Below are 12,131 nucleotides of genomic sequence, written 5' to 3' on the forward strand. Positions count from 1 at the left end.
TTGGCGGTGTTGGCAAAAGCTTCCCGGAACAAAGGACTGAGGAACATATTGGCATTTCCGGCCCGTACCCGGTGAATATTGAGATCCATTCCCGCCATGATATCCATACCATAGTTAAGGCCAAATACAATTCCTTCCTGCACGGCGCGCATAATATGAGCGCGGCTGTGGCGGTTAAAATCGAGGTGACGGAGTGAAGCTCCCAGGCTTTTGTTTTCCAGGATGCGCTCTGCGCCATTGCCAAAAGGAAACACCTGCAGGCCTTTGGCCCCCACAGACGCCTGTTGCGCGAGGGTATTCATTTCCGGGTAAGTGATATCGCCCACCAGGTTTTTGAGCCAGCTATTGGCGATACCTGTTCCATTCAGGCACATGAGCACGCCGTTTCTCGTATGGGCGTGATCGTTATTCACATGTACAAAAGTATTGACCCTGCTCTGGCGGTCGAAGCTGTTTTTATCATGAACCGCGTATACCACACCCGATGTACCTGCTGTGGTAGCGGCTTCTCCGGGTTGCAGCACATTGAGGGAGAAAGCATTGTTGGGCTGGTCGCCGGCGCGGTAAGTAACCGGGGTACCGGGCGCCAGTTTCAGGGTGGCGGCTGCTGCCGCAGTGAGCTGGCCCTGGATACCGAACGTAGGTACGATGGCAGACAACAGTTGTTCATCTACCTGGTAATATTTTAATAATGCTTTTGAAACCGCATTTTCTTCAAAGTCCCAGAAAGTGCCTTCTGATAAACCGGAGATGGTGGTACAGGCTTCACCGGTTAATTTCATAGCAATGAAATCGCCCGGCAGCATTACTTTGTGAATACGCTCATAAATATGCGGTTCATTTTCCCGCACCCAGCTAAGCTTGGATGCGGTGAAGTTACCAGGGGAATTGAGCAGGTGCTCAAGACAGTACTGCTCTCCAAGCGCTTTAAAAGCGGCGTTGCCGGTATTAACAGCGCGACTGTCGCACCAGATGATAGCGGGGCGCAGCACCTGCTGTTGTTTATCCACACATACCAGTCCATGCATCTGGTAAGCAATGCCTATTCCTTTGATCTGTGCAGGATCAACGGGGTGGCGCTGTAAAAGGATCTCCGTGGCACGGATGATTTCTTTCCACCAGCTTTCCGGATCCTGCTCGGCCCAGTCGGGCTGTGGTACATCGATGGCCATTTCCTTTTCCGGGCAGGTGGCGCTGGCCACACAAACGCCGGTATCGGCATTAAGCAGCGCCGCCTTGATAGATGATGACCCAATATCGTATCCTATAAAGTACATAACGTGAAAGAATTAGCGATCTGAAAAAGTACCGGATATTTTAAGACAAAAAGCTGCCCTAAAATATCCGGATACGAAAATTATAAAAATGAACTGATTACCAGAATACAGTATACAACGCGATGAGAATGCCCACGATCAGCAAAGCGCCTACTGTAAAGCCCAGGTTGGGCTTAAACATGCTGCTGTCGATAGCCAGTCCTTTCGGGTTGTTAACGCTGCGTTTATCCGCCAGCGTAATAATGATCATACCCACCACGCACACTATAAACACAAATCCCATACGATCAATAAAGGCTATTTCCCATAACCCGCTGTCGGGGTTCAATGCTGCAAAGCCAATCTGGTGCAGCGGCTCCAGGTTTACCCATGCCGGCATAAACTTCAGGACAAAGGAAAGGAGCAGGCCACCGATCATTGCAAACATAGCTGCACTGGAAGTAGTCCGTTTCCAGAAAAACCCGAGGGCAAACATGGCAAATACACCGGGAGAAACAAAACCAGTATATTCCTGGATAAACTGGAAGCCTCCTTTTTTATCGATTCCGAGGAAGTTGGAGATCACGATGGCAATGATCATGGTAATAATTACCACTGCGCGGCCTACGCCCACGATCTTCTTTTCGTCGGCATCTTTGTTATATATCTTCTTATAAATATCCAGGGAATAAATGGTAGAAATACTGTTGGCTTTACCTGCCAGCGAAGCTACTACTGCAGCTGTTAAAGCAGCAAATGCCAGTCCTTTCAGGCCGATGGGCAGGAGATTGAGCAACACGGGATAAGCGTTATCCGCATTGAGGGAACCGCCTTTCATCATGGATTGGGCAAAATCGCCATGGTTCTGGGAATACAGCACATAGGCCGCAATACCCGGCAATACCACTATCACCGGCATCAGTAATTTCAGGAAGCCTGCGAACAGCAGTCCCTGGCGGGCCGTTTTCAGATCCGCTCCCAGCGCGCGTTGAGTAATATATTGGTTACATCCCCAGTAGTTCAGGTTTACGATCCACATACCGCCAATCAGCACGCTCAGGCCCGGCAGGTCGAGGTACTTGGGGTTTTCCTTATGAAGGATCATGTGGAAATGATCGCTGGCATGCTGCGTCATCAGGGAGAAGCCTTTTAATACGCCTCTTTCCCCGAAATGTTCAGACACCAGCTGTAACGCCAGGTAAGTAGTTGCCAGGCCGCCGAGAATGAGGAAGAACACCTGTATTACATCCGTGTAACCGATCACCTTCATCCCTCCCAGCGTAATAAGGATGGCGAAAAACGCGAGCGCCACCATACACACGTAGAAGTTTATACCGGAGATCGTGGACACAGCCAGTGCACCGAGATAAAGAATTGAGGTGAGATTTACCACCACGTATAACAGCAGCCAGAAAACCGCCATAATGGTACTTACCGTTTGATTATACCTGCGTTCCAGGAACTGGGGCATGGTATAGATCTTATTCTTCAGGTAAATAGGCAGGAAAAACACGGCCACTACAATGAGGGTGGCGGCGGCCATCCATTCATAGGTAGAAATAGCCAACCCGATATTAAACCCGTTGCCGGACATACCGATAAACTGCTCCGCAGAAATATTGGAAGCAATAAGAGAGGCGCCAATAGCCCACCAGGTAAGGGAACCCTCTGCCAGGAAAAAGTCTTTGGAGTCTGTTGTGGCCTTTTTCTTTTTCTGATAGATATAGTAACCATAACCAGCCACTATTACGAAATATACCAGGAATACCAGGTAATCAAAGATGTGTAAGGATTTTGTTTGCATAAACGTTCAAACGTGGTTATAAAAAATTTAGCGAATCAATATACATAATAAATGTAAAAAATACGCTTACAATTGTTTTTTTTAACGGGAAATGGAAAAAACCACGAGGGCGGCTCTCATTTTACGGGTCATAAAACTATACATTTAATTTACTCTTCATAGTGCATTTATATAAAAAGAAACAATTGATACCCTTTACTTACACAAAAAGTACCCGTGAACGCATAAAATACCTTCCAGATTGATTTCCTTTCCTTTAAGGGGGAGTTGTCAACTGAATGCCTGATAGCGTGGAAATAAAAAATAAATATAGAGCACAGAAAATCGGGAAGCAAGTTTTTCCGCTAAAGCGGGGAAAAAACATTTATCGGTCATTATAATGATCCGGATTCCAGTGCCATGCGGGCGATGTTATCCCCGATGATGGAACCGATGGCTACTCCCATCCCTCCCATACGGACGCCAATGATCACATTTTTCGTATGCACTTTTACGATAGGCTGCTTTGTTTTGCCAAAGGCCATAATGCCGGTCCACCTGTCGGCCACGGTTACTTCCCGGCCAGGCAGTATCACCTTACGCAGCAATTCCTCCAGCTGGTGCTGGATGTTGTCGTTGAAATGGAAATCAGTAGAGGTTTCCCCGGCAAAATCGAGCTGGCGGCCGCCACCCAGCAACACCCTGCCTTCCAGTTCCCTGAAATAGTAATATCCTTCTTCCATGTGGAAAACCCCTTTAAAAGGAAGCCCTTTCACCGGGTCAGTAATAAGTACCTGTCCCCTGCCGGGTACTACTTCCTCTTCCGGGAGCAGGCGGCGGGTAAACGCGTTGGTGCAGATGAGCACTTTACGGGCGGAGAAGGCCAGATCTTCCTGCAGGGTTTGATGCGGCACTATAACGTTTACCCCTGTATGAAAATCGTCTATTGCCTTTACAGTGCAGCCGGTTTTAATTTCCACCCCTTTTAATATAGCGGTATCAATGAGGGCGCGCATCATTTTGCCGGTATGCAGCTCTCCTTCAAAATTATTACTGATCAGCGCTTTCACATAACCGGGGGCAAAGCCGAAAACCGGAAGGCGTTCGTTAGCCAGGGTGAATGCCGGTTTCCCTTCAAAAAGGTCTCCCAGGAGCCGGTTCACTTCCGGGAGCTGGTGCAGGGCCCATTCTTCGCGGGGACCTATCAGTTCATGACTACCGTTTTCCCGGTAGTGAATAGCCGCATCGCCAAGACGGCTCCGCAGCAGTCGAAGGCCACGCAGGCGCAGTTCCACCAGGTCCCTCACTGCTGCTGCGGGCATGGTTTGCAGATCGGTAAGTATTTCGGTAATACTCCCGATACAGGCGAAACCCGCGTTCTTGGTACTGGCGCCGGTAGGTAGGATATCCCTTTCCAATACCAGCACCCGGCTACCGGGCGCTGTATCTTTCAGGCTGATGGCAGCTGATAAACCAACGATGCCGCTGCCAATAATGATATAATCATATTGCAGCAGGCTTTCCTTCTCCCAGAAACTTAACATAACTATTATTTATACAGCGCCTACAGATCCGCCATCTACGCGGAATACCGCACCTGTGATGAAGGATGCATGATCAGAAGCCAGGAATGCCACCAGGCTGCCGGTTTCCTCCGGGGTACCGGGGCGGCCCAATACCTGGTAGGGGCGGTTCTCTTTAAGGAATGCCCTGGCTGCATCAGCAATTGAAATATTTTTTTCTTTGGAAATACCTTCCAGCATTTCATCTACCAACGGTGTTTTAATAAATGCCGGGGAAACGGTGTTCACGAGGATATTGTCTTTCCCATAATTCTGCGATAATGTTTTGGAGTAATTATTCAGCGCCGCTTTGGTGGCATTGTAATGTCCCATATTAGGATCCGGCTGCTCCGCATTTTCGGAGGATATATTGATGATTCTGCCGCCGCCCTGCTTTTTCATATGAGGGATCACCAGTTGGGTAAGCGCTACCAGGCCAAAGAAATTAATTTCAAATACCTGGCGCCACTGCGGCATGCTGATGGTATCCAGCGGGCCGAAAGCGTCTATACCGCCGGCGTTGTTCACCAGGATATCAATGTGGCCCAGCTGCTGCACCGTGGTGGTAACCAGCCGCTGCAGGTCGGCCTCCTTTGTCATATCAGCTACTACCGCCAGCACATTCAGTCCCTGCAGGCGGAACATGGCCGCGGTATCTTCCAGTTCATCCGCATTACGGGCGGTGATCACTACGGTAACGCCTTCCTGCAGTAAAGCCGCGGCTATGCCTTTGCCGATCCCTTTACTGCCACCGGTAACAATGGCTACTTTGCCTTTTAAGTGAAGCTCCATGATCTTATTATTTTATATCAAAAATAAAAATCAGCTGTCTGCCTATTGCTGTATAAGTTATTGAAAAAACAGTAAAAAGAGCTGTTTTCCGCCGGTGGCTTATGTTGTTTTGTTATCCGCTTGTTAAGCAGGGGTGGCTATTGGGTTTTGTTGATATCTTTAATAAACATATCCCTAAAAGCCCCAAGTCATGTCGAGTACTACCTCAAAACACCGCCACGGGTACCGGCGCCCGCACGTTATCATAATAAGCATGGTTCTCACAGCCACTGCCGGCATACTGCTATACCCGTTTCTACAACAGCATAAAGATATTTTACCGGATGTAGCTGCCAATATATACCCGGCCTCCGTACCGGAAGATACCAGTGTGGGAAAATGCGCACGCTACCCGATATCTGCATTGGAGCTGCAAAAGCTGTACCTGGCGAATGATCAGGCTGCCAGTAGAAAGTATACGGATGAAACTGTGTATATCAGGGGCATGTACATTGGCACCGGTATTAATCCAATGGGCACCGCCTATATGCTGCTTAGAAGCACAGACAGGTTTCACGCCATTAAATGTTACCTGCGAAACAGGGAAGATATTAACATCGCAAAAGGCAGCCCGGTGTTGCTGAAGGGCTATTGCAGGGGGCAGATCTGGGATCTTAAAATCGAGGAATGTGAATTGCTGGATCTTACGGAGGTAGCGTCAGACAAAAATGTAAAACAGGAAGCTATTCCAGGAAAAGAAACAACCTCCCGTTTTTAATTACACCAGATAACCGAACAAACTGTCGTCTTTATTCAGCTCTGTGATCTGAAAATTATATTTCCTGCAATTGGCGATCAGTTTATCGTAATCCTCACGGCGTCTCAGTTCCACGCCCACCAATGCGGGTCCTATTTCCTTATTATGTTTCTGGATATATTCGAACCTGGTGATATCATCATCAGGGCCAAGTATGTGGTTCACAAATTCTTTCAGCGCGCCCGGCCGCTGTGCGAAACGGACAATAAAATAATGCTTCAGCCCTTCATACAGGAGTGAACGTTCTTTTATTTCCTGCATACGGTCGATGTCGTTGTTACTACCGCTTACAACGCACACTACTTTTTTTCCTTTGATGACTTCCGCGTAATCGTCAAGGGCGGCGATAGACAGCGCCCCTGCGGGCTCTACTACTATAGCATCTTCATTATATAAACGCAGGATAGTAGAGCATATTTTCCCTTCAGGCACCAGGTGCATTTTATCCAGCACGTCTTTACAGATCTCATAATTGAGGGCGCCTACTCTTTTCACTGCTGCTCCATCTACAAAGCGCTCTATTTCATCGAGGGTAACAGGGCCACCGTTTTCCAGTGCACGGAGCATGGAAGGGGCGCCTTCCGGCTCTACGCCAATGATACGGGTACCGGGACTATACGTTTTAAAGTAAGTGCCCAGGCCGGCTGCGAGGCCGCCGCCCCCAACAGGCACAAAAAGAAAATCGATGGCGGACTGGTCTTCCAGGATCTCTACGGCCACCGTGCCCTGCCCTTCAATTATTTTTGCATTGTCGAATGGGGGAATAAAAGTCATGCCGCTGGCTTTTGTAAATGCCTGGGCTTCAGCGGAGCAATCGTCGAAAGTATCTCCTACAAGACGGATCTCTATATGATCACCGCCAAACATATTCACCTGGTTAACTTTTTGCTTTGGTGTAATCACGGGCATAAACACCACACCTTTGATGTTCATGGCTTTACAGGCATAGGCGAAGCCCTGGGCGTGGTTCCCGGCGCTGGCGCAGGTAACGCCTTTCGCCAGCAGTTCAGCAGGCAGGCTGCTGATCAGGTTATAGGCGCCGCGTAATTTATATGAGCGTACAATCTGCATATCCTCTCTTTTCAGATATACGTCGCAATGATAACGCCGGGAGAGATTGGCGCTATACATCAGCGGGGTGCGGGTTACAATCGGTTTCAGTTTCACTGCCGCGTCCAGGATATTCAGGGAATTGACACTACTCATTACTTCAGACATAAAATGTAATTAATACAAAAGGCAAAGCATCTTCGGGATTATCGAAATCATGGAACCTGTATTCAGTATAAGAAAGAAGTATTCTTCCGTACTAAATACGAGCGCCAATAATTTCAATAATTCGAAAATGCTTTGCCATTGTAATTTATAATATAGCTATTTACGCGTTGTTAGGGCGCAGCTTACGTACTGCCGCACCTGCCTGCCACATTTCGCTTTCGCGGAGTTCTTTCAGTTCTTCGTTCAGTTTCTCGCGGTAGTCAGGAGTACTGTTGGAAGCGATGGAACGGGCAGCTTCTTTACCTGCAGCAACGCTGGCATACAGTTCATCAAATACGGGCTGGGTAGCTGTTTTGAATTTCTTCCACCAGTCGAGCGCACCACGCTGAGCAGTAGTAGAGCAGTTAGCATACATCCAGTCCATACCGTTTTCTGCTACCAGTGGCATCAGCGACTGGGTCAGTTCTTCTACTGTTTCGTTGAATGCTTCAGAAGGGGAGTGACCATTCTTGCGCAGTGTTTCGTATTGAGCAGCGAAGATACCCTGGATACAACCCATGAGAGAACCGCGTTCGCCGGTCAGATCGGAGTATACTTCTTTTTTGAAATCTGTTTCAAACAGGTAGCCGGAACCAACGCCGATACCCAGTGCTACTACGCGTTCTTTAGCGCGGCCGGTAGCATCCTGGAAGATAGCGAAGCTGGAGTTCAGACCCTGACCAGCCAGGAACAGGCGGCGCAGGGAAGTACCGGAACCTTTCGGAGCAACCAGGATTACGTCTACATCAGCTGGAGGAACGATACCGGTTTGTTCTTTATAGGTAATACCGAAACCGTGAGAGAAGTACAGTGCTTTACCAGGAGTCAGGTGTTGCTTTAAAGTAGGCCACAGGGTGATCTGTCCGGCATCAGACAGCAGGAACTGGATAATAGTACCTTTCTGTGCAGCTTCTTCGATATCGAATAAAGTTTCGCCGGGAACCCAGCCATCAGCCACTGCTTTATCCCAGGTTTTGGAATTTTTACGTTGACCTACAATAACATTAAAGCCATTGTCTTTCAGGTTCAGTGCCTGGCCAGGACCTTGTACGCCATAACCAATAACTGCAATCACTTCGTTCTTCAGCACTTCCCTTGCTTTTTCCATAGGGAATTCTTCTCTGGTTACTACTTGTTCGAGTACCCCTCCAAAATTGATGGTTGCCATGTGTTGTTTTTTTAGCTTTTAGCTACTAGCTGTTAGCTATTAGCTGAGATGTGATTTGAATGAATAATGATTAAAAGATCAGCTGCCAGCGCTGGCCGGCAGCCAGTTATTTACCGGGAGCAACGGCTAAATGCCGGGAGCTTCCTGTGTATGTAATTCTTTCAGATGCTCATGAAAACGGCGACTCCATTTCACAATGGCTACCCTGCCGCTCTTTGTATACTCGATCAGGCCATATGGCTCCAGTTTCCTGATAAAGTCTGTCAGCTCCTGCTGGTGCCCTGTTTTCTCGATCACAAAATAGTCTGCAGTGATCGTGAGGATACGCGCATTGTTTTCACGTATCAGTCTTTCGATATCCCCTGTATGTAACGACCTTGTAGAAATCTTGTACAACGCCAGTTCCTGGTATACCACCTCGTCTTCTTCATGTACAAAAGCACGGTGAATTTCAATCAGTCTTTCTATCTGTCCTACTACCTTATCCAGTTTCTCACGTGTAGACATCACCGTTATTACAAACTTATACACACCGGGTATTTCTGTTTCAGCGGTGGTTAAGCTGGTGATATTGATGCCCCTGCGGGTAAATATGATGGTGATACGGTTGGTTATACCTATACGATCTTCCGTATATACCGTTACTGTATATTCTTTTTGCATATACCTGTTGTAAATTACAAATGATCAATATGAATCCTGCGGGCGCTGCTACTCCAGCCGGATGCTGGTAATGGGGGCGCCTGCGGCCACCATAGGGAATACGTTATCTTCTTTTTCCACTACTACTTCCAGCAGATAAGCGCCTTTGTGCGCCAGCATTTCATCAATAGCGGCAGATATATCTTCCCTTGCTGTTACTTTTTTACCGGGGATATAAAATCCTTTGGCAATTTGTACGAAATCGGGATTGACCATTTCAGTGGAGGAATAGCGCTTGTCGAAAAACAGTTGCTGCCATTGTCTTACCATTCCCAGGAAGTTATTGTTCAGGATCACTATTTTCACACCGATCTGCGACTGGTGTATAGTGCCCAGTTCCTGGAGCGTCATCTGGAAGCAACCATCACCGATGATAGCCACTACTTCTTTTTCGGGCGTACCGGTTTTGGCGCCCATAGCTGCCGGCAGCGAAAAGCCCATGGTACCCATTCCACCGGAGGTGACATTGGTATTGGGATTTTTGAAACGATAGTAGCGGGAAGCCACCATCTGGTGCTGTCCAACATCTGTTACCAGTACAGCTTCGCCTTTGGTTTTCTCTGAGATCAGGCGGATCACTTCCGCCATTTTCAGTTCGCCTTCCTGCGGGTACAGTTCTGCATGCTGTACTTTATCGTACTCTTTTTTATCTGCGGCGCGGAATTCTTCCAGCCAGGCGGCATGTTCAGCAGGGTTTACCTGTTTGATCAATGCTGCCAGGGCCGGCTTTGCATCTGCGTGAACGGCTACATCAGCCTTAACGATCTTGTTGATCTCTGCGGCATCAATTTCGATGTGTATCACTTTAGCGTTGGGAACATAAGTGCCCACGTCGCCGGTTACACGGTCGTCGAAACGCATACCTACTGCAATCACCACGTCTGCTTCACCGGTAAGCATATTGGGGCCATAGTTACCGTGCATACCCAGCATGCCTACGTACAGCGGATGATCCACCGGTACAGCAGAAAGGCCCAGTAAAGTAGATCCCACGGGGATCTGCGCTTTTTCCGCCAGGGCGATCAGTTCCTGTTCCGCACCTGATAACAGTACGCCATGTCCGCAGAGGATAAATGGTTTCTTTGCGCCGTTGATCAGCGCCGCCGCTGCTGTTACTGCTTCCTGGTTTAATTCAGGTACCGGGCGGTAGCTGCGGATATATTCACATTTCTTGTACTCGTATTCAAATTCCCCGAACTGTGCGTTTTTGGTGATATCCACCAGTACAGGGCCGGGACGGCCGCTGCGGGCAATGTAAAATGCTTTGGCGATGGCGCCTGGAATATCTTCCGGGCGGGTTACCTGTATATTCCACTTGGTGATAGGCATGGTGATACCGATCACGTCTGTTTCCTGGAATGCATCGGTGCCTAATAGGGCGGCGGCTACCTGGCCGGTGATGCATACCATGGGAGTGCTGTCCATAAAAGCGTCTGCCAGGCCTGTAACCAGGTTGGTGGCGCCAGGGCCGGAAGTAGCAAACGCTACGCCCACCTTACCGGAACTACGCGCATAACCCTGTGCAGCATGCGTGGCACCCTGTTCGTGCCGGACGAGAATGTGATGAACCTGATCCTGGAAATCATAGAGGGCATCATAAATAGGCATGATCGCCCCGCCCGGATAACCGAAAATAGTGTCCACTCCTTCTTCGATCAGGGAACGGATCACAGCTTCGGAACCTGTAATCACAGGCTTTACAGCTAACTGCTTATCTGCTATCTCAGGCTTCATCGGTAACACATCCTTCTGTTGCATTTTTTACAAGTTTTGCGTACTTAAATAAGATTCCATTGGTTACTTTCAATGCAGGTTGCTTCCAGGCGGCCCTTCTTGCGGCCAGTTCTTCGTCACTGATCTCTACATTGATGAAATTCTTCGTTGCGTCTATTTCGATGATATCGTTGTCTTTTACGAGCGCAATATTTCCCCCTTCAAAAGCTTCCGGAGTAATATGGCCTACCACAAATCCGTGAGTACCACCGGAGAAACGGCCATCGGTGATGAGGGCTACACTTTTGCCAAGTCCCACACCCATGATGGCGCTGGTAGGCTTCAGCATTTCCGGCATACCGGGAGCGCCTTTCGGGCCTACCTGGCGGATGACGACCACATCTCCCTCTTTCACTTTACCGGAGGTGATACCTGCAATCAGTTCAAATTCGCCGTCGAATACACGGGCGGGGCCTTTGAACCGTTCGCCTTCCTTACCGGTGATCTTGGCTACGGAGCCTTCTGTAGCGAGGTTTCCGTAAAGGATCTGGATATGCGCGGTTGGTTTCAGTGGTTTTTCCAGCGGCACAATGATATCCTGCGTGCTGAAATCTATGTCTGCCACCTCTTCCAGGTTCTCTGCTATTGTTTTACCGGTAACGGTCATACAGTTACCGTGGATAAATCCTTTCTTGAGGAGGTATTTCATTACCAGGGGAACGCCGCCAATGTTGTGGAGGTCTTCCATCAGGTACTTGCCACTTGGCTTCAGATCGGCAATCAGCGGTGTTTTGTCGCTAATACGCTGAAAATCATCCAGTTTGATATTGATGCCCACTGATTTTGCGATGGCAATGAAATGCAGTACGGCATTGGTGCTGCCGCCCAGGGCCATGATGATGGTGAGCGCGTTTTCAAACGCCTCTTTCGTCATAATGTCGCGGGGCTTGATATCTTTTTCAAGGAGCAGGCGGATGTATTTACCGGCAGCGATACATTCATCTTTTTTGTCCTGGCTCAATGCGGGGTTGGATGAGCTGTACGGAAGGCTCATGCCCAGTGCTTCGATAGCGGAAGACATGGTATTAGCCGTGTACATACC

The 12,131-nt window shown here is 48.6% G+C and carries 10 protein-coding genes; 1 reads left to right on the forward strand and 9 read right to left on the reverse strand.

All coding sequences use genetic code 11. From position 1 onward, the window contains the following. From VIM72_RS31265 to VIM72_RS31280, 4 genes are all read right to left on the reverse strand, one after another. Positions 1-1,277: xylulokinase (locus tag VIM72_RS31265; RefSeq protein ID WP_332006719.1), on the reverse strand; the 1,277-nt coding region annotated here is incomplete at its 3' end. Between the two features lie 97 nt (positions 1,278-1,374). Next, positions 1,375-3,060 (reverse strand): sodium/sugar symporter, encoded by a 1,686-nt coding sequence (locus VIM72_RS31270; RefSeq protein WP_332006720.1) that lies wholly within the window; start codon positions 3,058-3,060, stop codon positions 1,375-1,377. 374 nt (positions 3,061-3,434) lie between these two features. Continuing rightward, positions 3,435-4,583: an FAD-dependent oxidoreductase gene (locus VIM72_RS31275; protein WP_332006721.1), complete on the reverse strand. Its 1,149-nt coding sequence runs from the start codon at positions 4,581-4,583 to the stop codon at positions 3,435-3,437. A 9-nt stretch (positions 4,584-4,592) separates the two neighbouring features. Further along, positions 4,593-5,393: a glucose 1-dehydrogenase gene (locus tag VIM72_RS31280; protein WP_332006722.1), complete on the reverse strand. Its 801-nt coding sequence runs from the start codon at positions 5,391-5,393 to the stop codon at positions 4,593-4,595. A 190-nt stretch (positions 5,394-5,583) separates the two neighbouring features. On the opposite strand from VIM72_RS31280, the gene VIM72_RS31285 reads away from it, so the two are divergent. Then, a complete protein-coding gene (locus VIM72_RS31285; RefSeq protein WP_332006723.1) occupies positions 5,584-6,150 on the forward strand; it encodes an OB-fold protein in 567 nt (188 codons plus the stop codon). On the opposite strand, the gene ilvA is transcribed toward VIM72_RS31285, so the two are convergent. The 5 genes from ilvA to VIM72_RS31310 form a co-directional block, all read right to left on the reverse strand. Further along, entirely contained in the window at positions 6,151-7,407 is a 1,257-nt protein-coding gene (ilvA, locus tag VIM72_RS31290) for a threonine ammonia-lyase IlvA (protein ID WP_332006724.1), read from the reverse strand. A 160-nt stretch (positions 7,408-7,567) separates the two neighbouring features. Then, complete coding sequence (gene ilvC / locus VIM72_RS31295) at positions 7,568-8,614, reverse strand: ketol-acid reductoisomerase (protein ID WP_332006725.1); 1,047 nt, start codon at positions 8,612-8,614, stop codon at positions 7,568-7,570. Positions 8,615-8,740: 126 nt separating this feature from the next. After that, a complete protein-coding gene (ilvN, locus tag VIM72_RS31300) occupies positions 8,741-9,277 on the reverse strand; it encodes an acetolactate synthase small subunit (protein ID WP_332006726.1) in 537 nt (178 codons plus the stop codon). A 48-nt stretch (positions 9,278-9,325) separates the two neighbouring features. Further along, the gene (gene ilvB, locus VIM72_RS31305; RefSeq protein WP_332006727.1) at positions 9,326-11,074 is read right to left on the reverse strand and encodes a biosynthetic-type acetolactate synthase large subunit; all 1,749 of its coding nucleotides are present in this window, start codon (positions 11,072-11,074) and stop codon (positions 9,326-9,328) included. Then, the coding region (locus VIM72_RS31310) for a dihydroxy-acid dehydratase (protein WP_332006728.1) at positions 11,040-12,131 on the reverse strand (1,092 nt) is incomplete at its 5' end. The genes ilvB and VIM72_RS31310, both read right to left, overlap by 35 nt.

This window comes from Chitinophaga sp. (assembly GCF_036569185.1).
Classification (GTDB): Bacteria; Bacteroidota; Bacteroidia; order Chitinophagales; family Chitinophagaceae; genus Chitinophaga.